Origin of the sequence: Promicromonospora sp. NFX87 (assembly GCF_048564965.1) — a bacterium.
Classification (GTDB): Bacteria; Actinomycetota; Actinomycetes; order Actinomycetales; family Cellulomonadaceae; genus Promicromonospora.
The window spans coordinates 4,556,706-4,580,490 of the sequence record NZ_CP183413.1 but is presented as its reverse complement, the minus strand read 5'-3'; the positions used below and the strand labels follow the sequence as shown (position 1 = coordinate 4,580,490).

Below are 23,785 nucleotides of genomic sequence, written 5' to 3'. Positions count from 1 at the left end.
AAATCTGTGGATAACTCTTCGCGACAGGATCGAGACGCCTCTGAGGCCGTCCCAGACGTCCCGCCAGCGCGACCTCAGCTGGTCAGTCGGTGCTCGCAGGCTGGCTCACGGCGTCGTGCGGCCTGCTCGCCAGGCCGCCGTCAGGGGCGCGCTCCGCCTCCTGGGTCGCCGCCCAGCTGGCCAGCAGCGCGAACTTCTCCGCTGAGTCGGTGTTCGGGGGAGGGCTGTAGGTGACGATCTGCAGGCCCGCCTCGCCGGGCATCGCGAAGACGTCGAACGCGACGGTGACACGCCCGACCACCGGGTGGTGGAACGACTTGACCCCGGTGCGGTGCTCGTGGACGTCGTGCCCCGACCAGTCCTCGCGGAACTGCGGGCTCCGGGTGGAGAGCTCGCCGATGAGCGCGGTGAGCTCCTTGTTGAGCGGGTCGCGTCCGGCCTCGAGCCGCATGATCGCCGCGGCGGTGCGCCGGGCCAGTGCCCAGTCGACGTAGTAGTCCTGGGCGCGGCGGTCGAGGAAGATGAACCGGGCGATGTTCGGCGTGCCGTCGGTGTCGAAGTGCGGGGCGTACAGGGCGCGGCCCATGACGTTCGCGGCCACGAGGTCCTGGTTCGAGTTGTGCACGATGGCGGGCACGGCCATGTTGTCCAGCACGCGCTGCACGGAGGTGCGGACCGACTGCGCGACGGGCTTGCGGTCGCGCGCGGCCGCGGCAGCGGGGGCCGTGCGGGCGAGGTCGAACAGGTACTCGCGTTCGGCGTCGTTCAGCTGGAGGGCTCGTGCGATCGCGCCCAGCACGCTCTCGGACGCGCCGCGGATGTTCCCGCGCTCCAGCCGCGTGTAGTAGTCGAGGCTGACGCCGGCGAGCATGGCGACCTCCTCGCGGCGCAGCCCGGGTACCCGCCGCTCCCCGCCGAAGTCGGGGATGCCCGCCTGCCGCGGGGTGACGTTCGCGCGGCGGGAGACCAGGAACTCCCGCACCTCGTCCTTGGTGCTCATGGGTTCCACGGTATGTGCGACCCGGGCGGCGCGACCGTCAGAGGGTGAGCAGCACCTTCGTGGCGCGACGCTCATCCATCGCCTTGTAGCCCTCGGCCGCCTCTTCGAGCGGGAGGGCGAGGTCGAAGACCTTGCCCGGGTCGATCGCGCGGTCCCAGATGAGCTGGATCAGCTCGGGCAGGAACCGGCGCACGGGGGCGGGGCCGCCGTGCAGGTGCACGCCGGTGAAGAACAGCTTCAGGCCGTCGAGCTGGACGCCGTGCGTGACGCCGACGTACCCGACGTAGCCGCCCGGCCGGGCGGAGTTGATGGCCTGCCACATCGACTCCTCGGTGCCCACCGCCTCGACGACGCCGTGGGCGCCGTACCCGCCGGTCAGCTCCTTGACCTTCGCGGCGCCGGCGTCGCCGCGCTCCTCGATGACGTCGGTGGCGCCGAACTCGCGGGCCAGCGCCTGCCGCTCGGGGTGGCGGCTGAAGACGACGATCCGCTCCGCGCCCAGCTGCTTGGCGGCCAGCACCGCCGAGAGACCGACCGCGCCGTCGCCCACGACCGCGATGGTCTTGCCGGGGCCCGCCTCGGCGGCCACGGCGGCGAACCAGCCGGTGCCCAGCACGTCGGAGGCGGCGAGCAGCGACGGGACCAGGTCGGCGTCGGGCGTACCAGGGGTGGCGACCAGGGTGCCGTCGGCCAGCGGGATGCGGGCGAGCTCGGCCTGGGTTCCCACCGAGCCCATCATCACGTTGTGGATGCAGCGGGACTGGTAGCCCGCCTGGCAGATCTCGCACGTGTTGTCCGAGGCGACGAACGAGCCGACGACGTAGTCGCCGACCTTGACGTTCCGCACCTCGGCACCGACCTGCTCGACGATCCCGATGTACTCGTGGCCCATTGGGGTCGGGCCGTCCAGGGCCTCGACCCCGCGGTACGGCCACAGGTCCGAGCCGCAGATGCACGCGGCGGTCACCCGGATCACGGCGTCGGTCGGCTCGATGATCCTGGCGTCCTCGCGCTCCTCGACCCGGACGTCGCCGGGCGCGTACATGACAACTCCACGCATGGGTACCTCTCCTTGCTCGGGTCCCGTGCCGAGCGGTGCGGCACGGGGTCAGTGCTCCTATCGGAATCCATCAGACGCCAGCGCGCCTCCGGGGTGGGAGGCCCGGGGAGTACCCCTCAGGGGGTCGGCCCAGCCGGTCGGCCCAGCCGGTCGACGTCGGTCCGCGAGCCGATGGCGACAAGCGGCCTGCTTTCCGTAAGGCTGTGACCCGCAGCGTGTTCATCGCGGACACCTAGGAACCGATGGAGTGCAATGGCCCGCATGCCGCAACGACCCGGCGCCCTGCCGCGATCGCCGAGAACGCGGAGACCGGGTGCGCAGCAGGACCCGGCGCCCGTGAGGTCACCGCGGGTTCCACGTGCTCGCGGCGCGGGCGGGCGGACGCCGACGGTCGGTCTGCCGGCCAACCCGTTCGGGTACGCGGTGCTCGCGACCCTGGGCGTCGGCGCCGGTCTCGTCGTGCTGGGCGCCATCGAGGCGGTGGCGACGGTCCTGGTGTACGTCGGGCTGGCGCTGTTCCTGGCGCTGGCGCTGGACCCGGGGATCCGGTACCTCGTCTCGCGGGGCGTGCTGCGGTGGGTGGCCGCGACGATGATGATCGTCGGATCCGCCGTCGTCCTCGCGCTCTTCGTCGTGGCGGTGCTGCCGCTGGCCGTCCCGCAGGTCGGGATCTTCGTCACCCAGCTGGTCGACGCGCTGCGGGAGCTGCCCAACCAGGCCTGGTACGTCTGGACCAACGACAACCTGGTCGCACTCAACCTGAACGGTCTGCTGGCGTCGCTGACCGAGCTGCTCACCGACCCCCGCCAGCTCACGGCGATCGCGGGTGGCGTCCTGCAGGTCGGCACCGGGCTGATCAACGGCGTGACGGCGGTCGTCATCGTCGCCGCCCTGACGATCTACTTCGCCGTGTCCCTGCCGACCATGGTCGCCGCCGTCCTGCGGCTCGTGCCCAGGTCCCGGCGGGACATCACCGGTTCGCTCCTGAACGAGGTGCTGGAGTCCGTGGGCCGGTATGTCGCGGGCCAGCTGCTCCTGGCGACCATCAACGCCACGTTCACCCTGCTGCTGACCGTGTTCGCGGGCAGCCCCGCGCCGATCCTCCTCGCCGTCCTCGCGTTCGTCGCGGCGCTGATCCCCGTCGTCGGAACCGTCATCGGCTCGATCCTCGTGGTGCTCGCGACGCTGACGGTGAGCCCGGTCGCCGCGCTCGTCGTCGCGATCCTCCTGCTCGTATACATGCAGGTGGAGGCGTACGTGCTGTCCCCGCGCGTGATGAGCCGCGCCGTGGCGGTACCCGGTGTGCTGGTGATCGTCGCGGCCCTGGCCGGTGCGGCGCTCGGCGGGATCCTCGGCGCGCTCGTGGCGGTCCCGGTCGCGGCCGCGGGCCTGCTCGTCATCAACCGTGTGGTGATCCCGTACCAGGAGACGCGGTGACCGCGCAGGGCAAGCGGCCGCCGACCATGGTCGACGTCGCACGCGCCGCCGGCGTCGCGCACATCACCGTGAGCCGGGTCGTCAACAACGAGCCGACGGTGCGGGCGGCGACGCGGGACCGGGTCCTGCGGGTCATCGACGAGCTCGGCTACCGCCGCAACGACTCCGCCCGCATGCTCAAGAGCGGCCGGTCGACCATGCTCGGCGTGGTCCTCGCGGGCTCGGAGCTGTTCGAGCTGCCGCGCATGCTGCTGGGCATCGAGCAGGCCGCGAAGGACGCCGGTCACTGGGTGAGCCTCACGAGCTGGCAGGGCGGCACCCACGAGCAGCTCGAGCAGTGCCTCGGGCAGCTCGTGGGGCAGGGAGCGGCAGGCGTCGCGGTGATCGCGGACCGGCCCGTGGCGTTGGAGGCGCTCGACCGGACGGTCGCGCGCGTGCCGATCTCCGTGGTGATGTCGGGCAACGTGGCGAACCCCGCGATCGGGTCGGTGGAGCTCGACCAGGTGGAGGGTGCGCGCCTCGCCACCCGGCACCTGCTCGACCTGGGCCACCGCGACGTCGTCCACCTGAGCGGCCACATGGAGACCTACGACGCCCGGGCCCGCGTGGACGGCTGGCGCGGCGAGCTCCGGCGCGCCGGGATCGCCGAGCCCCGCGTGCTCCACGGCGACTTCACCGCGCGCAGCGGGCACGAGCTCACCGCCGCGCTGATCGACGGGCTCGTCGACGGGCCGGCCGACGGCGGCACCCTGCCCACGGCGATCTTCACGGGCAACGACCAGATGGCGATGGGCGTGCTCTCGGCGCTCGCCGCCCGCGGGCTCTCCGTGCCCGGCGACGTGTCAGTCGTGGGGTTCGACGACATGGCCGGAGCCGACTACCTCGTCCCGGCGCTGACCACCGTCCGGCAGGACTTCGTGACCCTGGGCCGCCTCGCGATCGAGGTGCTGCTGGACCTGATGGGCGGGGGAGCCGCCCGCCACCACCAGCTGCCGCCGTCGTTGGTCGTGCGCGCCAGCACCCGCGCCGTCTGACGCCGCGCCTTCTGCCGCCGCTGCCGGCGCGGCGTACCGCACGCCGCGGAACGTCAGCGGCTCCGCGTCCACCGCCGCCTCGTTGACCAGCCCGAGGAGCACCCCGACGAACCCGCCGGCGGTCTCCGTGCTCAGCGCCGTGTGCGGGAAGCTCGCCAGGACGTCCTCCCCGATGCGGGTCACGCAGGAGAACGTGTAAGACTGTCCGTCCGACCGGATGCGGAGCACGACGTCGCCCGCGACCGGAACCTCCGAGCGCACGACCTCCGCTCCGCCCACCTTTCCGGCCACGCGGACCACGCAGCCGTCGGCCCGACGCCGGACCCGCGCGGCCAGGAACGTGTTCTCGTCCTGGAAGGCGACCACCCCGGCGTCGTGCCCCGCGATCCGGTCGGTCTCGACCGTCGTCTCGAAGACGAAGCGGTGCATGTCCTGGCGCCTCGCAAGGAATGCCGGGACCTCGCGCCCCGAGAGCGGCGCGGGCCGCGGGCCGAGCGTGATCGTGTCGCCCCTCACGTCGGCGGGCACGGGGCCACGCAGCGACAACCAGTCCGGGGGCCTGGTGGTGGTGTCCGGCAGGCCGGGCAGCACCCCCTGCACCCGCCCGGCGCCGGGCGCGAGGACCGGGCCGCGGTCGTCCCACTCCACGGGGACGAGCAGCACCTCGCGCCCGAGCGTGTGGTGCCCGTTCACCCGGCGGACGCCGAGCACCAGCGCCCAGGCGGTGCCGTCCGGCGCCTCGACGAGGTCGGCGTGGCCGACGTTCTGCACGAGCTCGCCGGCGCCGAGGTGCCGGTGCGTGAGCAGCGGGCTGCGCGGGTCCGTCGAGTACGGTCCGGTCACCGTGTCGGACGTCGCGGCCGTGACCGCATGGTTGCGTTCCGTGCCGCCCTCCGCGCCGATCAGGTGGTAGCGGCCGTCGCGCTCGTAGATGTGCGGGGCCTCGACCCACTGCCTGGTGAGGGCGCCGTGCCAGAGGACGTGCGTCGGGCCGACCAGCGTGAGCGTGGCGAGGTCGAGCTCGCGCAGCCAGATCTCGCCCGGCCCGGTGGCGTTGGGCGAGATCGCGTCGCGGGCGGCGGTGAACCACGCCCGGCCGTCGTGGTCGAAGAACAGGGACGGGTCGATCCCGTCGGCCTCCAGCGGCGTCGGGACGGCCCACCGCCCCGCGGGGTCCGCTGCCGTGGTGACGTACGTGGTCGCACCCTCGGTTCCGCGCACGACCGTGAACACCACGTAGAACACGCCCTCGTGGTGCCGGATCGTCGGCGCCCAGACGCCGTGGGACACCGTGTTGCCCTCTAGCGGGAGCCAGCTGTCGCCGTCGAGCACGTGTCCGACCCGGCGCCAGCTGACCAGGTCACGGCTGTGGTGGACGGGGATCCCCGGGTGATAGGCGAACGTCGAGGTCACCATGAAGTAGTCCGCGCCGACCCGGACCACCGAGGGGTCGGGATGGCAGCCGGGCAGGACGGGATTGGGGACCAGACGCATGTGCGCTCCTTTGCGCGAGGGATCGCGCTCGACGGGATGGCAACGTTGCCATGAGCAGCATAGGGGTCTTCCCGAGGAGCCCCGCGACGGGCCGCGGGTCAGGCGCGGGCCGGCTCCTGGCGTCCGACCATCTCGGCGATCCACACCGGGGCGTACGGCGGAGTGCAGCCCGGCGAGGCAGGGTAGTCGGCGAGGACTCGCAGGTTCTCGCCGATGCCGATCGCCCGTGCACGTCGGCCCGGGTCGTTGATCCCGATCATCGCGAGGCAGGTGTTCATCGCCCACTGCGTGTTCTCGGGTGCGTCCTTCATGTCCCGCTCGATCGTGTCGAGCAGCGCGTCGAGGTTGACGTCGTCGGGCGCCTTGACGACCTTGTCGCTCTGCAGGGTCCAGCCGGCCCGGCCGACCAGGTCGGCGCCGTCCGCGGCCCAGCGCTCGCGGAACTCCTCGCCGAACCTGCCGGGCTTCACGACGTTGACGACGAACCAGTCGAGCAGCTTGGGGGAGCGGATGTCGTGGACCATCGTGTCGACCTCGGCCGGGGTGAAGGACCGGGGGCGGCAGACCAGCGTGGCGAGGAGGCGGGCGGCCGTGTCGCCGGTCGCCCAGAGCTCGACGGCCAGCTCGTGCTGCTTCTTCAGGCGCTTCGCGACGGCGCGCAGCTGCGAGAGGTTGACGCCGTGGTCGTCCCCGTTGCGCTCGTTGACCGCGCGGAACCCGGGGTTCTCGAGCGCGGCGAGCTCCCGGAGGACCTCGTCGAGCGGCGTGGCGTCAGGCATGGGGGTTCCTCTCGCTGCGCGGTCGGCGCAGGGCCCTGCGCACGTCGCCTCGTCGCCACGATAGACGCCTTGCCAAAACCCTCGATCGGTATGCAATATATTGCGTGCCCTGGGCGGGTCGCCGACCCGCTCGTCAACGAGGAGTAACCATGGCCCTGTCCGACTTCCCCCGCCATCCGCTGACCTTCGGGCCGAGCCCCGTCCACCCGCTGCCCCGGCTGACCGCGCACCTCGGAGGTGCGGCGGTCTGGGCCAAGCGCGAGGACTGCAACGCGGGTCTCGCCTACGGCGGCAACAAGACCCGCAAGCTGGAGTACATCGTCCCGGACGCCCTCGCGCAGGGTGCGGACACGCTGGTCTCGATCGGTGGCTACCAGTCGAACCACACGCGTCAGGTCGCCGCGGTGGCCGCGTCACTGGGGCTCAAGGCCGTGCTGGTACAGGAGAACTGGGTCGACTGGCCCGACTCCGTCGCCGACCGGGTGGGCAACATCATGCTGAGCCGGATCATGGGTGCCGAGGTCCGGCTCGACCCGGCGGGCTTCGGCATCGGGTTCAAGGACTCCTGGACCCGCGCGATCGGCGAGGTCAAGGAGCGCGGAGGCACGCCGTACGCGATCCCGGCGGGTGCCTCCGACCACCGGCTCGGCGGCCTCGGGTTCGCGCAGTGGGCGTACGAGGTCGAGCAGCAGGAGCGAGAGCTGGGCGTCTTCTTCGACACGATCGTCGTCTGCGCGGTCACCGGGTCCACCCACGCGGGCATGATCGCCGGGTTCGCCGCACTGGAGGAGGCCGGCGGCCGGCCCCGCCGGGTGATCGGGATCGACGCGAGCGCGAAGCTCGACGACACGCGCGACCAGGTGGCCCGGATCGCGCGGGCCACGGCCGAGCTGATCGGCGTCGGGCGGCCGCTGCGCGACGACGAGATCACCGTGCTGCCCGGCTGGGCCGGCGACAAGTACGGGATCCCCGTCGAGTCGACGCTCGACGCGATCCGGCTCACCGGCCGGCTCGAGGGCGTCATCATCGACCCGGTCTACGAGGGCAAGTCCATGGCCGGCCTGATCGACCTCGTCACGAGCGGCGACATCCCCAAGGAGTCCACGGTCCTGTACGCGCACCTGGGCGGCCAGCCCGCCCTGAACGCCTACAGCGGCCTGTTCACCTGAGCCGGCCGACGCCCGGCCGACGCCATGCCCGGCCGACTCCCGGCCGGGTCACGCCCCGGCGATGATGCGCTCCGCGACGTCGGCGGCACGGTCGATCGGCACGGCGAACCCGATGCCGATGTTGCCCGAGCTGCCGACCGTCGCGATCGCCGTGTTGATGCCGACCACCTGACCGCTCAGGTCGACCAGGGGGCCGCCCGAGTTTCCCTGGTTGATCGACGCGTCGGTCTGGATCATCGGCCCGGGATAGTCGCCGGAGCTGCGGTCGACGGCGCTGACCACCCCTGCCGTGACGCTGCCCGTCAGCCCGAGCGGCGACCCGACGGCGATGACCGGCTGGCCGATCTGCAGCCCGGCGCTGCGGCCCAGGGCCGCCGCACGGGCCCCGCCGAGGTCGGCCTCGACCACCGCTATGTCGTTGCGCTCGTCGGCGCCGAGCACCCGGCCCGTGACGGAGCTCCCGTCGTCGAGCAGCAGCTCCACCGTCTCGCTGCCGACGACCACGTGCCCGTTGGTGACCACGTGGTTCGCGTCGATGATGACGCCCGACCCGCCGCGCGAACCCGCCCGCACCTGGACGACGCTCGGCAGCGCGCGCTGGGCGGCGCTCGCGGTCGTTGTGCCGGTGCCCTGGTCCACCACCGCTGGTGTCGCGATCTCTTCCGGCGCGAGGCTCAGGCCGGTGACCAGGCCCGTCGTCGCCGACCCGAGCAGCGCGCCCAGGGCGAGGGCGGTAGCCAGCGTCAGCAGGACCCGCGGGCGGCGGGGTGTCGCGTCGTGCGGGGCCTCCGGTTCGGGAGCCGCAGGGCCGGCAGGCAGGCCGAACGCCCGCCCGGGACCCGGCGGCGCGGGCGGCGCCGGGACGACGGGCTCGCCGACGACGAAGTGGCGCGGGCCGGCGGGCCGGCCGAGGCCGACGGGGGAACCATGGAGCAGCGGGTCGGGGTTCTGCAAGGGAACGCTCCTTCGAACGGTGTCAGACCAACCGGGAGAACCAGCGCAGGGACAGGGCGGTGGCGGTGATGGCGAGCGCCAGGCCGAGCAGGACCAGGGGCGTGGTGACGAGGGTGGTCTCGGTGCGCCAGCCGATGGCCGAGCCGATGTCCTCGTAGACCTGGTCCAGCTCGGCGCCGCTCTCGGCGCGGTAGAAGTGGCCGGCGGTCCCCTCGGCGAGCATGCGGAGGGTCTCGTCGTCGGCGGGCGCCGACTGCGTGCGGGTGCCGTTGCCGATGACGCCGCCGGGTGTGCCGTAGGCGATCGTCGAGACGGGCATCTCGGCGTCGAGGGCCGCCTGTACCGAGCTGGCGGGGCTGCGGCCGGCGGTGTTGAACCCGTCGGAGAGCAGGACCAGCCGGGCGGGGATCGGGTCGGCCGCGTCGCCGTCCGACGCCGCGTCGCCGTCCGCCGTCGTGCCGCCGGCGGCGGCCTGCCGGACCACCTCGGCGGCCGAGGCGAACACCGCCTCGCCGATGGCGGTGCCGCCGTCGGACTGCAGGTTCTGGATGGAGTTCTCGACCAGCGCGCGGTCGGCGGTGACGGGGGCGACCAGCTCTGCCTCCTCGGCGAACGCGACGACGCCCACCTGGACCGTCTCGGGGAGCTCGCGGACGAACTCCACGGCGGCCCCCTTGGCGGCGGTCAGCCGGTCGGGCGGGACGTCCTGGGCCTCCATCGAGCCGGACACGTCGATGGCGACGATGACCGTCGCACGCTCGTACGGGACGCGGAGCCGCATCTCCGGCCCGGCGGCCGCGGTGGCGAACGCGCCGAGCGCGAGCAGCACGAGCCCGGTCGCGAGGTGCCGCCGCCAGCGCGGGCGGGTGGGGGCGACGCGGTCGAGCATCGGCAGGGTCGCGAAGCGGACGGCGTAGCGGGTGCGGCGCCGCTGGAGCAGGACATACGCGAGCGCGAGCGCGGCAACGGGTACGAGGGCGAGCAGGAACAGGGGGTCGGTGAAGGTCACGGCGTCCTCCGGTGACGGCGGGCGGGGGCGCGACGGCGGTCCTTGACGAACCGGGCGAGCACTGCCGCCCAGTCGTCGTCGGTGCTCACGCGCAGGTGTTCGGCACGGGCGGCGCGGACGGCCGCTGCCGTCTCGTCGCGATGCAGGGCGGTGACCATGGCGTAGGCGATGCGCAGCTCGGGGTCCGACGTCGACACCTCGCGCTGCGCCCCGGTCTCCGGGTCGAGGAGCACCACCTCGCCCACGTCGGGCAGCTCACGCTCGCGCGGGTCGTCGACCTCGACGACTATCACGTCGTGCCGGGCGGTCAGCCGCCGGAGCGGTCCTTCCCAGTCGAAGGGCCGCTCGATCGCGCCGTCGGGCGACACCAGGTCGGTGACGACCACGCACAGCCCTCGGCGCCGGGCCCGGGCGCCGAGCCCGCGCAGGGCGTCCGACAGGGAGACCGCGGGGCTGCCCTGGCGGGCTGCCTCGTCGAGGCGGGTGAGCGCCGCCGCCGCGGCGCGTCCGGGGCGCGGTGAGATCCAGTGCAGGCAGGCCTCGTCGATCAGGCCGATGCCCACGCGGTTGCCCGGCCCGGTCGTGAGCAGGGCGACGGCGGCCGCCACCTCCTCGGCGACGTCCACCTTCTCGGTCCGGGCGGTGCCGAACGTCATGCTGGGGCTGCGGTCCACGAGGAGCCAGGTGTCCAGCTCGTGCTGGGCGCGCGTGCGCCACAGGTGCGGCTCGCCCGTGCGGGCGGTGACGTTCCAGTCGATCCAGCGCACGTCCTGCCCGGGCTGGTACCGGGTCAGCTCCTCCGGGTCGGAGCCGGGGCCGATCGCGTGCCCGTCGACGTCGCCCTGCAGCAGCCCGTCGACCCGGCGCCGGACGGTGAGCTCGAGCCTGCGGAACCGGCCCGCCGGGTCGTTCCGCTCCGGGCCGCTGCGCGCCGGGTCGTGCCCGGCCGGATCGCTCATCGCACGACCACCTCCTCCTCGGCGGGCGCCACGCGCGGCTGCGGCACGGCTGCCAGGACGGCGTCGACGACGGTCCGGGGGTCGACGCCGTCGGCGGCCGCGTCGAACGTGAGCACGAGCCGGTGGGCGAGGGTGTCGCCGGCCAGGTCGACGAGGTCCGCCGGCAGCACGTAGTCGCGTCCGCGCATGAGGGCCAGCGACCGTCCGGCGGTGATCAGGCCGAGGCTGCCGCGAGCGCTGACGCCGTACTCCAGCACGCCGTCGAGGTTGTGCAGCCCGTACCGGTGCGGCCTGCGGGTCGCCATCACTACCGCTACCGCGTACTGCGCGACGGCGTGGTGCACGAACACCTGGTCGGCCTCCCGCTGGAGCTGGCGGACCATCGCCGGGTCGAGCAGCGGCTCCGCACGCGGGGGCGCGGCGCTCATGCGCTGCACGATCGTCAGCTCCTCCAGCTCGTCGGCGTGGTCGACGTCGACCTTGAGCAGGAACCGGTCGCGCTGCGCCTCCGGCAGGGCGTAGACGCCGTCGCTCTCGATCGGGTTCTGGGTGGCCAGGACGAGGAACGGGTCGGGCAGGGCGTAGGTGCGTCCGCCGATGCTGACCTGGCCCTCCGCCATCGCCTCCAGCAGGGCCGACTGCACCTTGGCGGGCGCGCGGTTGATCTCGTCGGCGAGGACCAGGTTGGCGAACACGGGGCCCAGCTCGACGTCGAAGTCCTCCTGCGACGGCTTCCAGACGCGAGTGCCGACGATGTCGGACGGCATCAGGTCCGGCGTGAACTGCAGGCGGGCGAACGAGCCCCCCGCGACGGCCGCCAGGGTCCGCACCGCGAGCGTCTTGGCCACGCCGGGCACACCCTCCAGCAGCACGTGGCCGCGGGAGAGTAGGCCGACCATGATCCGTTCGACCATGTGGTCCTGCCCCACGATCACTCGTTTGACCTCGATCAGCGCCCGTTCGAGCAGGGCGGCGGCCGGGCGGAGCGGCGGGTGCGTCGCGACGGAGGGGATGTCCTGGGTGGCGGGTCTGCGCGGTTCCATGGGCTCGTCCATGACACCGACTCCACCCGACGGGAGAGAAAACTGCGGGAAACCCGAGCGAAAGCAGACCGAAAGGAGGGACCGGCAGGGCCTGTCAGAGCCGCGGCCGGGCGGTTACGGTGCTGATGTGCGGCTGCTGATCGTGGAGGACGAGGCAGGTCTGGTGAGTGCCCTGCAGGTGGCACTGCGCCGGGAGGGCTACGCCGTCGACCAGGCTCGCACCGTCGCCGAGGCGAGGGAGAAGCTCGGCCTCAACCCGTACGACGTCGTCCTGCTCGACATCACCCTCCCCGACGGGACGGGCTTCGACCTGACCCGCGCCATCCGCGGCGGCCAGGTGCCGCTCGCCGACGGCGATCCGCCGCGCATCCTCATGCTCACCGCGCGCGGCCGCCTGACCGACCGGGTGACCGGCCTCGACGTCGGCGCCGACGACTACCTCGTCAAACCGTTCGCGATCATCGAGCTCTCCGCCCGCATCCGCGCCCTGCTGCGCCGCGAGGCGCGCGAGGCCGCAGCGGTCCTCGTGCACGGCCCCATCCGGCTCGACGCCGCCCGGCAGCTCGCCTGGCGCGGCACCCGTGAGCTCGTGCTGACCCGCAAGGAGTTCGCCGTCCTGCGCTACCTGATGAACCGGCCCGCGTACGTCGTGCCCGCCGAGGAACTGCTCGAGCACGTGTGGGACGAGAACGCCGACCCCTTCACCCAGACCGTCCGCGTCACCGTCGGCACCCTGCGGCGCAAGCTCACGCTCGACGGCGAGGACCCCGCGCTGGAGACCGTCATCGGCCGCGGGTACCGGCTCCGCGAGCTGCCGGCCAGCGTGGACGGCCCCGTCGAGGGCGTTCCCGCATGACCCTCCCGGGGCTGCCCGGGTGGGCCCGCACCGTGCGGATGCGGCTCGCCCTGACCTACTCCGCGACGCTCTTCGGGATCACCGCCCTCATCCTCGCGGGCGTCTACTTCGCGCTCTCGCAGACCATCGTCGCCGCGCCGCTCGACCCCGTCACCGTCAAACGGTTCGAGAAGAAGTCCGACGGCAGCATCGCCTACAAGCCCGGCGAACAGTTCCAGGCGGCCGACCTCGACACGGTCCAGCACGCCGTGAACTACACCGCCCTGCAGACGCTGCGGGACTACTCGGCGGTGGCGCTCGCGGTGATGTTCCTGCTCAGCGTGGCCGTCGGCTGGTGGGTCTCCGGGCGGGCGCTGCGGCCGGTGGAGGCCATCACCCGCACCGCCCAGGAGATCGGCGCCACCGACCTGTCCCGGCGGATCGGCGCCACCGGGCCGCGGGACGAGCTGCGCACCCTCGCCGACACGATCGACGGCATGCTCGACCGGCTGGACCGGGCCTTCACCGCGGAACGCAGGCTCATCGAGGACGTGTCCCACGAGCTGCGCAACCCCGTGATGGTGGTGCAGGCGAACGTCGAGGCGGTGCTGGGCAACGAGCAGGCCGACCGGGCGCAGCGGGCGGAGGCGACCGCCGTCGTCCTGGGCGCGACGAGCCGCATGTCCCGGCTGCTGGAGGACCTGCTGGCCACCGCGCGGTTCCGCTCGGACGCCTTCGTGGACCGGGAGGTCGACCTCGCGGCGCTGGCCGAGGGCGCCGTCCGCGACAACCGCGCGGTCGCCGAGCGGCGCGGCGTGTCGATCGTCGAGCGGACGCACCCGGGCCCGGTCGCGTACGGCGACGCGAACGCGCTCGGCCGGGCGGTCGACAACCTGCTGTCCAACGCGGTGCGGCTCGCGCCGGTGGGCAGCGCGATCACCGTGGGCGTGGGGAGCCGTCAGGGCTGGGCGTGGATCGCCGTGGCCGACGAAGGACCGGGGGTGCCGGCCGAGGCGCGGGACCGGATCTTCGACCGGTTCTACCGGGGCGAGGACGGCGACGGGGCTGGCTCGGGGGCGGCCGGCGGGCACGCGGACCGGCCGAACGGCTCCGGCCTCGGCCTGGCGATCGCCCGCCAGGTCGCCGAGAGCCACGACGGGCACCTGCGGCACACCGACCACGGCACGAGCGGCAGCACGTTCACGGTCTGGCTCCCCGACCGGACGCTGGACCGCGCGACGGACCGCGGCGACACGCCGCCGACCGGGGACCCGCTGGCTTCCTGAGCTTGCTCGCGCCGACGTCGACCCGTGCATGCCTAGGATCAGGGGAGCAGAGCCGGCAGGACACAGCGAGGAGCCAAGCGATGAGTGATGTGTGCACGCACCTGGACCAGGTTGCAGTCCTGGAGCCCGCCAGCCGTGAGGGCTGCCCCGAGTGCCTGGAGCACGGCGGCACGTGGGTGCACCTGCGCAGCTGCCTCGTGTGCGGGCAGGTGGGCTGCTGCGACTCCTCGCCGGCCAAGCACGCCACCGGACACTTCCAGGAGACCGGTCACCCGCTGATGCGCTCGATCGAGCCGGGTGAGGCCTGGGGCTGGTGCTTCGAGGACGAGGCGACCCTGCGGACGGTGGAGCTGCCCGCCCGCTAGGGCGTCCTGCGTCTGAGGTTCGCCGTGCTTGTGCCGCGAGATCGGTCAGTTGCACGCGGGCGTGACCTGACTTCGGTCGGTTGCTCGCGGCCTGATCTGAGTTCGGTCCGTTGCTGTGAGATCGGTCGGTTGATTGACCGATCTCAGAGCAACGGACCGAACTCGAACAGCGGCGGAGGCAATTGACCGATCTCGCGACCTCTCGATTCCCATACCGCCGGTCCGGTGCGAACCTACGCTGCGATGCGGCGGCAACCTCGGGGAGGCGGGCGACCGTGGCCGTGGACATCTCGCTCTACAGGGTTGAGCAGCCGGGAACGAGCCCGCGGCGAAGGAAGCTGATCCTGCTGGGGTCCTACTCCGACCATGGCGACTTGTTCGCGGAGGCTTGCGCGGCGACGTCGCTCCCGATGTTGGCGCGGGTCAAGCCCTACGGATCCCTGATGCTGCTGTCGGCGGACATGGAGCAGTTCGTCGATGAGCTGCGCGAGCTCCAGCTCGATCCCTCAGTCAAGGAGGAGATCCTCGCGCTCGCCAGGGTCTGTGCGGCTGACCGGGACACAGAGCTGCACCTCGACGGAGACTGACCTGGCCAAGAGGCGCCCCAGCACCGCAACCGTCAGCCGACGACCTCCCGGCCCACCGCACGCAGCGCGTCCAGCACCGTCCTGACCGCTAGCCGTTCGGCCCGGTCCGGCCGCAGGATCGCGACGATCCACCGCGCGGCGTCCATCCCGTGCACCGCACGCAGGACTATCCCGGCGCCGGGCGTGGTGCTGTACCGGGGGAGCACCGCCACGCGGTCGCCCGACGCGACGAGCGCCTCGATCAGCCGGTTGTCGAGGAGCCGCTGGACCACCCGGACGGGAGCACCGGTCACGGTCTCGACGGCGATGCGCAGGTCGTCGAACGGGTAGCCGAGCGGCACCCCGTACCACTCGTGGAGCACCAGGTCCTGCGCCGTGACCCGCGCCTTGGTCGCCAGCACATGGTCGGCCCGCATGGCGATGTCGAGCGGTTCGCGGAGCAGCGCCGCGGTGACCAGGTGGTCCGCTCCGGCGGGCACGGGTCCGGTAAAGCTGTGGCCGACGACGATGTCGTGGTCGGCCACCAGGCCTGGGTACTCGGACTCGGCGATGTCGACGTCGGTGCACTCGAGGCTGACCGCCGTGTCCGCGAGCCGGTTCAGGACCTCGGGCAGCAGGACCGCCGCCGCGCTCGGCAGGGCTGCCAGGCGCACGGTGCCGGACGCCGAGCCCAGGTACGCATCCCACCTGGCCTGCACCTGGGCGATCGTCCGTGCGAGGTCGCGTCCGCCGTCGGCCAGGAGCCTGCCCGCCTCGGTGAGCCGCACGCCCCGGCCGTGCGGCTCCACCAGCGGGATCCCGCCGAGCTCGCGCTGCGCCGTGCGGAGCTGCTGCGACACGGCCGACGGCGTCCGGTGGGTCGCCTCCGCGACCGCCGTCACCGAGTGCCGGTCGGCGAGCTCGCGGAGCAGGTCGAGGTGACGGGGATTCATGAAGGCAACCTACAAGGACCTGTAGAAACTTTCGCTTGTCCTTCAGAACCGCCGCCGCACACACTCGGGCCATGCCCATCTCGCACCGCCTGCTCGCCGTGTCCGTCGCGGTCATGTGGGGCCTCAACTTCATCGCGATCGACGCCTCGCTCGGCCAGTTCCCGCCGTTCCTGCTCGTGGCGCTCCGGTTCGCGATCATCGCCGTCCCGACCCTGCTCCTCGTGCCGCGTCCGCAGGTACCGGTGCGCTGGCTGCTCGGGTACGGCATCGGGTTCGGCACGCTGCAGTTCCTGTTCCTGTACTGGGGGATGGCCGTCGGCATGCCGACGGGGCTGGCGTCCCTGGTGCTGCAGTCCTCCGCTCCGTTCACCGTGCTGCTCGGCGCGGTCGCCTTCCGGGACCGGGTGACCGCGCGGCAGCTGGTCGGGCTGGGCGTGGCGACGCTGGGGCTGGCGGTGGTGGGCTGGTCCCAGGCGCAGGCCGCCGCGTTCGGACCATTCCTGCTGGTGCTGGCCGGTGGGTTCGGCTGGGCGATCGGCAACGTGTCCAACGCGCGCGCCAGGGCGGCGAACCCGCTGCACCTCACGCTGTGGATGTCGGTGGTGCCGCCCGTGCCGATGTTCGCGCTGTCCCTGGTGGTGGAGGGGCCGGACGCGATCGCCGCGGCGTTCGTCCCCGGACCGCACATGGTCCCGGCGCTGGTCGGGCTGGCCTACACGGTCCTGATCGGCACGCTGGTCGGCTCCGGGATCTGGACGTGGCTGATGGCCCGGCACCCCGCGGGCGTCGTCGCGCCGTTCTCGATGCTGGTCCCCGTGGTGGGGCTCAGCGCATCGGCGGTCCTGCTGGGCGAGCACATCGAGATCGCGACGGCGCTCGGTGCGGCACTGGTGATCGGGGGTGTGCTCTGGGGGTCGTTGCGCAAGGCCGGCGCTCGGGGCTCGGGCGGTGTCGAGAAAGTGGTGCCCCCAAGACTCTCGACGCGCGAGACAGTCGGGTCATAAAGTGTGGAGAAAGCGTGATCGACTGTAGGACCTCTACCGGAGGCGACAATGGACGTCGTACTACTGATCGGCCGGGTGCTCTTCGTGGCCCTCTTCCTGGGAAGCGCCGTCGGCCACCTGACGCAGACGGACGCCATGGCTGGCTACGCGGCGTCCAGGGGCGTGAAGATGGCCAGACCGGCCACCGTCGTCAGCGGAGTGATGATGGTGCTCGGCGGCCTGTCCGTCCTGCTCGGCGTCTGGGGTGACCTGGGCGCGCTGCTCCTCTTCCTCTTCCTCGTCCCGACGGCGTTCCTCATGCACGGGTTCTGGCGGGAGACGGATCCGACGGCCAGGCAGACGGAGATGGTGCAGTTCAACAAGGACGTGGCGCTCGCGGGCGCGGCGCTGGCGTTCTTCTGGGCGTTCAGCCAGGATCCGGGCCTGACCATCACGGGACCGCTGTTCTCGATGGGCTGACCTGCACGCCTTCTCACCACAACTCAGCTCGGAGGCAGTCGTGAAGTCAGCTCTGATGGTGGTCGGTGCCGTCCTCGTCCTTATGGGCGCCGTCTTCGCGCTCCAGGGACTCGGTTACCTCGCCGGTAGCGCGATGACAGGCGTGACGCTGTGGGCGGTCGTCGGCCCGATCCTCGCCGTCGTGGGAGTCGTGCTCATCATCTGGGGCGCACGAGCGGGCAGGCCCGGTAAGCACAGCTGATCCGGGACGGGCGTTGCGGGCGCCGGTGGCAGGCTCGGCGGGGCGGCCTCAGGCGGCCGGCCCGTCGGCGTCCTCCAGATCCTCCGGGTTGGGCAGCCTGGACAGGAACCGGAACGACACGAGCGCGACCAGCGTCGCGAGGCCGCCCGCGATCAGGAACGGCGCCCGCAGGTCGATCCGGCCGAGCAGCCCGCCCAGCAGTGAGCCCAGCGGCATCGTGCCCCAGAGCAGCGTGCGCCACGTGCCGTGGACCCGGCCGAGCAGGCGGCTCGGGATCGCGGCCTGGCGCAGGGACATGACGAGGATGTTCCACGCCGTCGTGCCGCCTGCCGACACGAAGAAGCTGAATGCGACGACGCCGAGCACGGGGACCGCGCCCATCAGGACCAGTGCCGCGAGCGAGAGGGTCTGCGCGACGGCCATCACCGGTCCCGCCCCGAACCGCTCCTTGAGCCGGTTGGCGACCGACGCCGCGCCGAGCGAGCCCACCGCGCCGGCCAGGATGAACGCCCCGTACCAGGCCTCCGGCAGGCCGAGCTGGTTCAGCACGTAGAGCACCATCGTGGCCGTGGCGGCCGAGAAGCACAGGGCTATCACCACGCTGATCAGCCAGAGCCTCCGCAGCATGGGGTTGCCCGTGATGTACCGGAACCCGTCGGTGAACTGCCGGTACCAGGCGACGGGCGGCACGCCGCTCGGGTCGGTGTGGTGCCTGCCCGCCGCGGCGAGCGGCAGGAACACCGCCATGACGCTCGCCACCGCGTACGTGAGCGCGTTGATCCCGAGCGGCACCACCACGGAGACCGCGAACAGCGCCGAGGTGAGCGGGCCGGACAGGAACTGCTGGACGACGATCTCCCCGGCCTCGACCCGCGAGTTGGCGCGCGGCAGATCCTGTTTGGCGGCGATGGACGGCAGGACGGCGCGGAGCGCGCCGTCGTAGACCGTCTCGAACGCCCCGTACGCGAACACGACGCCGTAGAGCCACCAGATCGTGAGCTGGTCCGTGGCGAACAGCGCCAGCATGAGGACCGCGAGCAGCGTCCGGACACCGTTGGCGATCGTCATGGCGCGCCGCCGGTCGATCCGGTCCAGCAGGATCCCGGCGGGGATCGAGAAGATCAGCCACGGCAGCATCGCCACGGCTGCGATCCCGGAGACAAGCAGCGGGTCGTCGGTCAGCCGCACCGCCAGGAGGGGAGCCGCCACCCTGGCGATGCCGTCCCCGAGGCTGGAGCTGACATTCGCAACGATGACATTCCTCAACGCCCGCCCGAGCGGCTGCCTGTTGCTCACGCGCAGAGCCTAAGCGGACGCCGCAGGCGTGCCCTCCGGCGGTTCCTCCGCGAGGCGGGCCGCGATCGTGCCCGTGATCTCGGCCAGGGAGTCGAGCTGCTCGGGTGTGAGCGCGTCGATGACCAGCCGCCGCGCCGTCGCGATGTGCCCGGGGACCGAGCGGATCAGCTCGCGTCGGCCGGCGCTGGTGAGGCCCACGTTGGTGGCGCGACGGTCCTCGGGGCAGGGCGCGCGGGTGATGAGCCCGCGCTTCTCCAGGCGCCCGCACACGTGGGACAGCCGGGGCAGGGTGGCGACGGTGGCCTCGGCGAGCGTGGTCATCCGCATCGTCGGCCCGTCGCTGAGCTGGAGGCTGGAGAGCACCACGAACTCGAAGTGCGTGAGCCCGGAGTCGCGCTGGAGCTGTCTGTCCAGCGCGGCGGGCAGGAGGCTGAACACGGTGGTCAGGCCGAGCCAGGCCGCCGACTCCTGCTCGTTCATCCGGGGTACGCGTCGCTTCACGTGCCCCATCCTACCGTTTGGTTGACGCGACAAGTAATCGGTGCGAGACTCGGAGCGTTGGTTGTAGGAACAACTATTTTGGGAGCGCACATGACCACGGTCACCGTCATCGGGGCAGGAAACTTCGGCAGTGTTGTCGCGGGCATCGCGGCGAAGGGCGGGACCGGCATCCAGGTGCTCGCCCGCGACGTCGAGAAGGCGCGCGCTGTCGCCGGCCCGCTGGGCGGAACGGCCGGCACCGTCGGCGACGAGGTGACCGGCGACGTCGTCGTGCTGGCCGTGCCCTACGGCGCCGTGGCGGACCTGGTCGAGGTCTACCCGACCGCGTTCGACGGCAAGGTCCTCGTCGACGTCACCAACCCGGTCGACTTCAGCACCTTCGACGACCTCGTCGTCCCCGCCGACTCCTCGGCGGCGAAGCAGCTCCAGGACGCCGTCCCGGGCGCGAAGGTCGTCAAGGCGTTCAACACGAACTTCGGCGGCACGCTCGCGAGCGGCGAGATCGGCTCCGTACCGACGACGGTGCTCGTCGCCGGCGACGACGCGGACGCGAAGCAGACGCTCGTGGAGCTGGTCACCGCGGCCGGGCTGCAAGGGCTGGACGCCGGTTCGCTCAAGCGGGCCCGGGAGCTGGAGGCCGTCGGCCTGCTGCAGATGACGCTCGCCGGCGCCGAGAAGATCTCGTGGGGCGGCGGCCTCGCCCTGATCTCATGAGCGCGCCGAACATCGTCCCCGCGTGGCGGCAGGGCAGTGTCGCCACCGCGGGGACGGCGCCCGACGGCACCCGGATGGACACCGTGGAGCTGCTCGTGCGCGACCTCGACGCCATGACCGCGTACTACCAGGACGCGGTGACCCTCGACGTCCTCGACCAGTCGGGCGCGAACGCGACGCTGGGCCGGGGCGGCGTGCCGATCATGGTGCTCCGCCAGGAGAAGGACCTGCCGGGCGCGGACCCGCGCGGCGCCGGGCTCTATCACACGGCCATCGTCTTCGAGGACGAGCGGCGCCTTGCCGCGTCCCTCGCGTCGATGGCGCAGCGCGTGCCGGAGACCTACACCGGCAGCGCCGACCACCTCGTGAGCGAGGCGTTCTACTTCACCGACCCCGAGGGCAACGGCGTCGAGCTGTACCGCGACCGCCCCCGCGAGGAGTGGACGGTCCACCCGGACGGGACCGTCGCCATGGCCAGCGAGTACCTCGACCCGAACCAGTTCCTGCGGCGCTGGCACGACCCGGAGGCGTCCGACGCCGGTCCGTCCGCCGCGATCGGACACGTGCACCTGCAGGTGGGCGACCTCGCCTCCGCGCGCCAGTTCTACGTCGACACGCTCGGGTTCGACGTCACCGCGCAGCTCGGGGACTCCGCCCTGTTCGTCTCGGCGGGCGGCTACCACCACCACATCGGCATGAACACGTGGCGCAGCGCGGGCGCCGCGCCGCGCGCCTCGACGCTCGGCCTCGGCGACGTCCGGATCCTCGTCCCCACCCGGTCCGACGTCGAAGCCCTCGCCGACCGCCTCCGGTTCCACGGCATCCCGACGTCGGACGACGGCGCGACATTCCGGTTCGCGGACCCGTGGAACACGCGGCTCGCCGTGTCGCCGGAGACCGAGGGGTGATCGGAGGGCTGATCCGCGGGTCGGCCGGCGGGCCGCGGTCGTAGCCTGGTCGTATGCCGCGCGATCCGAACATCCCCGACGCGTTCGACGTCTACACCGTTGTGGTGCTGCGGCGTCCGCCGGACGCGCCGGAGATGTCGGACGAGGAGCTGGACGCGCTGCAGGGGCGCCACCTCGCGTACCGCGCCGAGCTGGCCCGGCGGGGCACCCTCGTCGCGAACGGACCGTTCGACGAGCAGAGCGACCAGTCCTACCGCGGCATGTCGATCTTCGCGTGCGACGCCGCCGAGGCCGCGCGGCTCTCCGACGCCGACCCGTCGGTCCAGGCGGGTCGGCTCGCCTACGACGTCATGAAGTGGTGGGTGGGCGCCGGCTCGCTCACGTTCCCGCACACCGGCGGCCCGGTGGGCGACCGGCGTTCGATGCCCGACGACTGACCCGTAGCGGCCTGGTCGTCACTGCCGCGGGACCGGCACGCCCGCGGCGCGCAGCCTCGCCTCGACGAGCGCGGTCAGCCGCGCCGCCGTCGGCCATTCCCCCTGCCCGTGGGTGTTGACCATCCCGTACCTCGCGGCGGTGTCGGGCCCGGCCTGAAACCCCGCGGGTACCGCCAGCAGCTCGGGCTTGGCCAGCAGGTTCGCGGCGAGGGCCGAGGCCAGCTCCTCGACCCGCGGGTCGTCCGGGTCCCACGACAGCGCGTCCCAGCTGCGCTGGGTCAGGTCGACGAACTCCGCGTCGTCCAGCCGGTGCTCGAGCTGGGACACGAAGCTGTCGAAACCCTCCGGCACCAGCGCCCGGAACAGCACCAGCGCCTCGCGCTGGCCGCCGACGTAGTCGGGGCTGAAGCCGAGCTCGCGCATCCGGTCGAGGACCGCGCAGGCGCGGTCGGGGAGCAGTGCCCGGTCGTCGGCGAGCCGGTGCAGCGTGTCACGGCGGGCGACCAGCTCTTCGATCTGGTCGGTCAGCCGCTGCTCGACGTCGGTGAGGGACAGGGCGAACCGCTCGGCGTCGGCGTCGAGCATGCCGCCGATGTCGGCGAGCGGCACGCCCGCGGCGGCCAGCGTCCGGACCTGCACGAGGCGCAGCAGGTCGTCCGACCGGTACCGGCGGTAACCGGAGCTGTCCCGGCCGGGCTCCTCGACCAGACCGAGCTTGTGGTAGTGCCGCACGGTCTTGATCGTGACGCCCGCGAACGCCGCCGCCTGGCCGATGGTGACGCCGCCCGCCGGCCCGCTCATCGGCCGGCCTGCCCCTGGGTGCTCACGGAGGCGGCGAGCTCACGGACGACGCCGGCGACGGCGGGGGAGTCCTTGCGCAGGATGCTGCCGTGGTTGCTGGCCACCTTCGCGCCCACCTTCAGGTTCGGGTTGCTGACCAGCAGCGGGTCGAGGGACTTGCGCATCTGCTCCTGCAGGTCGTCGCGGCTGCCCAGGCCCTCGCCGGAGGCCTCGACGTACCTGACCGGGACCGGCATCGTCTCGAGGACCGGCGTGAGGGCGGCATGCAGCAGGTGCGCCTCGATGGCGACCTCGACGTGCTGCTCGCCGGAGAAGCGCGCCGCCATGCCCAGCCGGCGGGCCAGCGGGATGAACAGCCGCATCCGGTGGAAGACCTTGCGGATCTCCTCGTGCTCGGCGTCCGTGGTCCAGCCGACCGGGTACGGGCCGTCGACGCCGACCACGCCCAGGGCGCGCTCCGGGTTGCGGTGCGCCCAGCGCACCCCAAGCAGCGCGCCGTAGGACCAGCCCACCAGCAGGACCTGGTCCACGCCCCGGGCGGCCAGGACCGCGTCGATGTCGCGGAGGCACGCGTCGAACGAGTAGTCCGCCGAGAGCTTCGACCGTCCGCGGGCGCGCTCGTCGAAGGCGATGTGCCGGTAGCCGTCGGCGAGGTCGGCGATCACTCGCTTCCAGTGCCGCTGCGAGGCATAGGAGCCGTTGAGATAGATCACGGGGAGGCCGGCACCTCCTGTGTCGGTCACTGCCAGCTCCGTGTCGTCGACGGGGACCATTCCGGACCAGGCGGGCTTGATCATCTGGGAAGAGCTTGAAGTCGTCATGCGATGAGCGTCCACCTTGACCTCAGGTCAAGGTCAACCACCTGATCGCGGCCAGTGCGCGCTGCGCCGGTCCAGCTCGGCGGCCAGGTTCTCGAACGCCGCCCGGACGCGCTTCTCGTCGTCGGTGACCAGGAGGTCGACGAGCAGCCCGCGCAGCGTCGAGAGCAGCGACGTCGCCAGCGCGGAGGCCTCCGGTTCCGGGCAGCCGTGCCGCACCAGGCCCGCGGCCAGCAGGGCCGTCCGCTGCTGGATCGACCGCGCGACGGCGTCGCGCAGCTTCGGGTTGTCGTGCATGGCGTGCCCGGTGATCGCGGTGAACAGCCGGATGTAGCGCCGCCCCTTGTCCGACGTCGCCCGCCGCCAGATGGTCTCCAGCGGTTCCGGGTCGTCGTCGACCAGGTCGGGCAGCGCGAGGGTCTGGGCGAGGACCAGGTCGACGATCTCTGCGACCAGGTCGTCCTTGGTCGTGAAGTGGTGCACCAGCGTCGCGTGGCTGACGCCGACCGTCTGGGCCACCTTGCGCAGCGACAGGCCGGCGAGGCCGTGGTCGAGGGCGTGCTCGGTCGCCGCACGCAGGACTTCCCCACGGCGATGTTCGAAGCGCAGCTTGCGGCCGTCCACGTGCTCGTTCACCCTCCGACCCTAGTCAACGACCACCGT

At 72.5% G+C, this 23,785-nt stretch carries 26 protein-coding genes and 1 pseudogene; 13 read left to right on the top strand and 14 right to left on the bottom strand.

Annotated elements, in window-relative coordinates; genetic code table 11:
* Positions 1–82: 82 nt before the first annotated feature.
* Both ACNYC2_RS20565 and ACNYC2_RS20560 read right to left on the bottom strand, forming a co-directional pair.
* Positions 83–1,000, bottom strand: coding sequence for a helix-turn-helix transcriptional regulator (locus ACNYC2_RS20565; protein ID WP_419703577.1), 918 nt, complete (start codon positions 998–1,000; stop codon positions 83–85).
* 37 nt (positions 1,001–1,037) lie between these two features.
* On the bottom strand, positions 1,038–2,060 hold the full coding sequence (locus tag ACNYC2_RS20560; RefSeq protein ID WP_419703576.1) for a zinc-dependent alcohol dehydrogenase family protein: 1,023 nt from the start codon (positions 2,058–2,060) through the stop codon (positions 1,038–1,040).
* A 336-nt stretch (positions 2,061–2,396) separates the two neighbouring features.
* On the opposite strand from ACNYC2_RS20560, the gene ACNYC2_RS20555 reads away from it, so the two are divergent.
* Together ACNYC2_RS20555 and ACNYC2_RS20550 are read left to right on the top strand one after the other, a co-directional pair.
* A complete protein-coding gene (locus ACNYC2_RS20555) occupies positions 2,397–3,497 on the top strand; it encodes an AI-2E family transporter (protein WP_419703575.1) in 1,101 nt (366 codons plus the stop codon).
* Positions 3,494–4,531 (top strand): LacI family DNA-binding transcriptional regulator, encoded by a 1,038-nt coding sequence (locus ACNYC2_RS20550; protein WP_419703574.1) that lies wholly within the window; start codon positions 3,494–3,496, stop codon positions 4,529–4,531. Before ACNYC2_RS20555 ends, ACNYC2_RS20550 begins: the two co-directional genes overlap by 4 nt.
* A gap of 93 nt (positions 4,532–4,624) precedes the next feature.
* Here ACNYC2_RS20550 and ACNYC2_RS20545 read toward each other — a convergent pair.
* Together ACNYC2_RS20545 and ACNYC2_RS20540 are read right to left on the bottom strand one after the other, a co-directional pair.
* Positions 4,625–6,025 (bottom strand): annotated as a pseudogene (locus tag ACNYC2_RS20545) (family 43 glycosylhydrolase); the annotation flags it as partial.
* Positions 6,026–6,123: 98 nt separating this feature from the next.
* Positions 6,124–6,804 carry a DNA alkylation repair protein gene (locus ACNYC2_RS20540; protein WP_419703573.1) on the bottom strand — a complete coding sequence of 227 codons (681 nt, stop codon included), beginning with the start codon at positions 6,802–6,804 and terminating at the stop codon, positions 6,124–6,126.
* Positions 6,805–6,953: 149 nt separating this feature from the next.
* Between ACNYC2_RS20540 and ACNYC2_RS20535 the strand changes: the two genes are divergently transcribed.
* On the top strand, positions 6,954–7,973 hold the full coding sequence (locus ACNYC2_RS20535; protein WP_419703572.1) for a 1-aminocyclopropane-1-carboxylate deaminase: 1,020 nt from the start codon (positions 6,954–6,956) through the stop codon (positions 7,971–7,973).
* A 48-nt stretch (positions 7,974–8,021) separates the two neighbouring features.
* Here ACNYC2_RS20535 and ACNYC2_RS20530 read toward each other — a convergent pair whose 3' ends face one another.
* The 4 genes from ACNYC2_RS20530 to ACNYC2_RS20515 are packed head-to-tail and all read right to left on the bottom strand — an operon-like array spanning position 8,022 to position 11,950.
* Positions 8,022–8,927 carry a S1C family serine protease gene (locus ACNYC2_RS20530; protein ID WP_419703571.1) on the bottom strand — a complete coding sequence of 302 codons (906 nt, stop codon included), beginning with the start codon at positions 8,925–8,927 and terminating at the stop codon, positions 8,022–8,024.
* Between the two features lie 22 nt (positions 8,928–8,949).
* Complete coding sequence (locus ACNYC2_RS20525) at positions 8,950–9,936, bottom strand: VWA domain-containing protein (protein ID WP_419703570.1); 987 nt, start codon at positions 9,934–9,936, stop codon at positions 8,950–8,952.
* Complete coding sequence (locus tag ACNYC2_RS20520) at positions 9,933–10,895, bottom strand: DUF58 domain-containing protein (protein WP_419703569.1); 963 nt, start codon at positions 10,893–10,895, stop codon at positions 9,933–9,935. The genes ACNYC2_RS20525 and ACNYC2_RS20520 overlap by 4 nt, the downstream gene beginning before the upstream one ends.
* Positions 10,892–11,950, bottom strand: coding sequence for an AAA family ATPase (locus tag ACNYC2_RS20515; protein WP_419703568.1), 1,059 nt, complete (start codon positions 11,948–11,950; stop codon positions 10,892–10,894). The genes ACNYC2_RS20520 and ACNYC2_RS20515 overlap by 4 nt, the downstream gene beginning before the upstream one ends.
* A 115-nt stretch (positions 11,951–12,065) precedes the next feature.
* On the opposite strand from ACNYC2_RS20515, the gene ACNYC2_RS20510 reads away from it, so the two are divergent.
* The 4 genes from ACNYC2_RS20510 (at position 12,066) to ACNYC2_RS20495 (ending at position 15,011) form a co-directional block, all read left to right on the top strand.
* Positions 12,066–12,794: a response regulator transcription factor gene (locus ACNYC2_RS20510; protein ID WP_377137638.1), complete on the top strand. Its 729-nt coding sequence runs from the start codon at positions 12,066–12,068 to the stop codon at positions 12,792–12,794.
* Entirely contained in the window at positions 12,791–14,059 is a 1,269-nt protein-coding gene (locus tag ACNYC2_RS20505) for a sensor histidine kinase (protein ID WP_419703567.1), read from the top strand. Before ACNYC2_RS20510 ends, ACNYC2_RS20505 begins: the two co-directional genes overlap by 4 nt.
* Before the next feature lie 80 nt (positions 14,060–14,139).
* On the top strand, positions 14,140–14,424 hold the full coding sequence (locus ACNYC2_RS20500) for a UBP-type zinc finger domain-containing protein (RefSeq protein ID WP_419703566.1): 285 nt from the start codon (positions 14,140–14,142) through the stop codon (positions 14,422–14,424).
* A gap of 275 nt (positions 14,425–14,699) precedes the next feature.
* Positions 14,700–15,011 (top strand): hypothetical protein, encoded by a 312-nt coding sequence (locus ACNYC2_RS20495; protein WP_419703565.1) that lies wholly within the window; start codon positions 14,700–14,702, stop codon positions 15,009–15,011.
* A gap of 32 nt (positions 15,012–15,043) precedes the next feature.
* Here the strand turns inward: ACNYC2_RS20495 and ACNYC2_RS20490 are convergent, their stop codons facing one another.
* A complete protein-coding gene (locus ACNYC2_RS20490) occupies positions 15,044–15,943 on the bottom strand; it encodes a LysR family transcriptional regulator (protein ID WP_419703564.1) in 900 nt (299 codons plus the stop codon).
* Between the two features lie 71 nt (positions 15,944–16,014).
* Between ACNYC2_RS20490 and ACNYC2_RS20485 the strand changes: the two genes are divergently transcribed.
* Genes ACNYC2_RS20485 through ACNYC2_RS20475 form a run of 3 tightly spaced genes read left to right on the top strand, consistent with a single transcriptional unit; the run spans position 16,015 to position 17,647 of the window.
* A complete protein-coding gene (locus tag ACNYC2_RS20485; RefSeq protein WP_419703563.1) occupies positions 16,015–16,947 on the top strand; it encodes an EamA family transporter in 933 nt (310 codons plus the stop codon).
* A 48-nt stretch (positions 16,948–16,995) separates the two neighbouring features.
* Positions 16,996–17,406 carry a DoxX family protein gene (locus ACNYC2_RS20480; RefSeq protein WP_419703562.1) on the top strand — a complete coding sequence of 137 codons (411 nt, stop codon included), beginning with the start codon at positions 16,996–16,998 and terminating at the stop codon, positions 17,404–17,406.
* Positions 17,407–17,446: 40 nt separating this feature from the next.
* A complete protein-coding gene (locus tag ACNYC2_RS20475; protein ID WP_419703561.1) occupies positions 17,447–17,647 on the top strand; it encodes a hypothetical protein in 201 nt (66 codons plus the stop codon).
* 48 nt (positions 17,648–17,695) lie between these two features.
* Here the strand turns inward: ACNYC2_RS20475 and ACNYC2_RS20470 are convergent, their stop codons facing one another.
* A complete protein-coding gene (locus ACNYC2_RS20470; protein WP_419703560.1) occupies positions 17,696–18,943 on the bottom strand; it encodes an MFS transporter in 1,248 nt (415 codons plus the stop codon).
* Between the two features lie 9 nt (positions 18,944–18,952).
* Positions 18,953–19,444, bottom strand: a complete 492-nt coding sequence (locus ACNYC2_RS20465) for a MarR family winged helix-turn-helix transcriptional regulator (RefSeq protein WP_419703559.1) — start codon at positions 19,442–19,444, stop codon at positions 18,953–18,955.
* A 90-nt stretch (positions 19,445–19,534) separates the two neighbouring features.
* Here ACNYC2_RS20465 and ACNYC2_RS20460 point away from each other — a divergent pair, with 90 nt between their 5' ends.
* The 3 genes from ACNYC2_RS20460 to ACNYC2_RS20450 are packed head-to-tail and all read left to right on the top strand — an operon-like array spanning position 19,535 to position 21,503.
* Positions 19,535–20,158 (top strand): NADPH-dependent F420 reductase, encoded by a 624-nt coding sequence (locus ACNYC2_RS20460; protein ID WP_419703558.1) that lies wholly within the window; start codon positions 19,535–19,537, stop codon positions 20,156–20,158.
* Complete coding sequence (locus ACNYC2_RS20455; protein ID WP_419703557.1) at positions 20,155–21,066, top strand: VOC family protein; 912 nt, start codon at positions 20,155–20,157, stop codon at positions 21,064–21,066. The genes ACNYC2_RS20460 and ACNYC2_RS20455 overlap by 4 nt, the downstream gene beginning before the upstream one ends.
* Before the next feature lie 53 nt (positions 21,067–21,119).
* The gene (locus ACNYC2_RS20450; RefSeq protein ID WP_419703556.1) at positions 21,120–21,503 is read left to right on the top strand and encodes a YciI family protein; all 384 of its coding nucleotides are present in this window, start codon (positions 21,120–21,122) and stop codon (positions 21,501–21,503) included.
* An 18-nt stretch (positions 21,504–21,521) separates the two neighbouring features.
* On the opposite strand, the gene ACNYC2_RS20445 is transcribed toward ACNYC2_RS20450, so the two are convergent.
* Genes ACNYC2_RS20445 through ACNYC2_RS20435 form a run of 3 tightly spaced genes read right to left on the bottom strand, consistent with a single transcriptional unit; the run spans position 21,522 to position 23,758 of the window.
* Positions 21,522–22,304 (bottom strand): MerR family transcriptional regulator, encoded by a 783-nt coding sequence (locus tag ACNYC2_RS20445; RefSeq protein ID WP_419703555.1) that lies wholly within the window; start codon positions 22,302–22,304, stop codon positions 21,522–21,524.
* Positions 22,301–23,125 (bottom strand): alpha/beta fold hydrolase, encoded by an 825-nt coding sequence (locus ACNYC2_RS20440; RefSeq protein ID WP_419703554.1) that lies wholly within the window; start codon positions 23,123–23,125, stop codon positions 22,301–22,303. The genes ACNYC2_RS20445 and ACNYC2_RS20440 overlap by 4 nt, the downstream gene beginning before the upstream one ends.
* A gap of 33 nt (positions 23,126–23,158) precedes the next feature.
* The gene (locus ACNYC2_RS20435) at positions 23,159–23,758 is read right to left on the bottom strand and encodes a TetR/AcrR family transcriptional regulator (protein ID WP_419703553.1); all 600 of its coding nucleotides are present in this window, start codon (positions 23,756–23,758) and stop codon (positions 23,159–23,161) included.
* Between the last annotated feature and the right edge of the window lie 27 nt (positions 23,759–23,785).

Excerpts from the sequence above, each read along its gene's own strand:
- ACNYC2_RS20440 (WP_419703554.1), bottom strand. The coding sequence starts at position 23,125 with ATGACGACTTCAAGCTCTTCCCAGATGATCAAGCCCGCCTGGTCCGGA.
- ACNYC2_RS20535 (WP_419703572.1), top strand. The coding sequence starts at position 6,954 with ATGGCCCTGTCCGACTTCCCCCGCCATCCGCTGACCTTCGGGCCGAGC.
- ACNYC2_RS20500 (WP_419703566.1), top strand. The coding sequence starts at position 14,140 with ATGAGTGATGTGTGCACGCACCTGGACCAGGTTGCAGTCCTGGAGCCC.
- ACNYC2_RS20480 (WP_419703562.1), top strand. The coding sequence starts at position 16,996 with ATGGACGTCGTACTACTGATCGGCCGGGTGCTCTTCGTGGCCCTCTTC.
- ACNYC2_RS20485 (WP_419703563.1), top strand. The coding sequence starts at position 16,015 with ATGCCCATCTCGCACCGCCTGCTCGCCGTGTCCGTCGCGGTCATGTGG.
- ACNYC2_RS20520 (WP_419703569.1), bottom strand. The coding sequence starts at position 10,895 with ATGAGCGATCCGGCCGGGCACGACCCGGCGCGCAGCGGCCCGGAGCGG.
- ACNYC2_RS20505 (WP_419703567.1), top strand. The coding sequence starts at position 12,791 with ATGACCCTCCCGGGGCTGCCCGGGTGGGCCCGCACCGTGCGGATGCGG.
- ACNYC2_RS20455 (WP_419703557.1), top strand. The coding sequence starts at position 20,155 with ATGAGCGCGCCGAACATCGTCCCCGCGTGGCGGCAGGGCAGTGTCGCC.
- ACNYC2_RS20490 (WP_419703564.1), bottom strand. The coding sequence starts at position 15,943 with ATGAATCCCCGTCACCTCGACCTGCTCCGCGAGCTCGCCGACCGGCAC.
- ACNYC2_RS20450 (WP_419703556.1), top strand. The coding sequence starts at position 21,120 with ATGCCGCGCGATCCGAACATCCCCGACGCGTTCGACGTCTACACCGTT.
- ACNYC2_RS20445 (WP_419703555.1), bottom strand. The coding sequence starts at position 22,304 with ATGAGCGGGCCGGCGGGCGGCGTCACCATCGGCCAGGCGGCGGCGTTC.
- ACNYC2_RS20515 (WP_419703568.1), bottom strand. The coding sequence starts at position 11,950 with ATGGACGAGCCCATGGAACCGCGCAGACCCGCCACCCAGGACATCCCC.
- ACNYC2_RS20540 (WP_419703573.1), bottom strand. The coding sequence starts at position 6,804 with ATGCCTGACGCCACGCCGCTCGACGAGGTCCTCCGGGAGCTCGCCGCG.
- ACNYC2_RS20460 (WP_419703558.1), top strand. The coding sequence starts at position 19,535 with ATGACCACGGTCACCGTCATCGGGGCAGGAAACTTCGGCAGTGTTGTC.
- ACNYC2_RS20565 (WP_419703577.1), bottom strand. The coding sequence starts at position 1,000 with ATGAGCACCAAGGACGAGGTGCGGGAGTTCCTGGTCTCCCGCCGCGCG.
- ACNYC2_RS20560 (WP_419703576.1), bottom strand. The coding sequence starts at position 2,060 with ATGCGTGGAGTTGTCATGTACGCGCCCGGCGACGTCCGGGTCGAGGAG.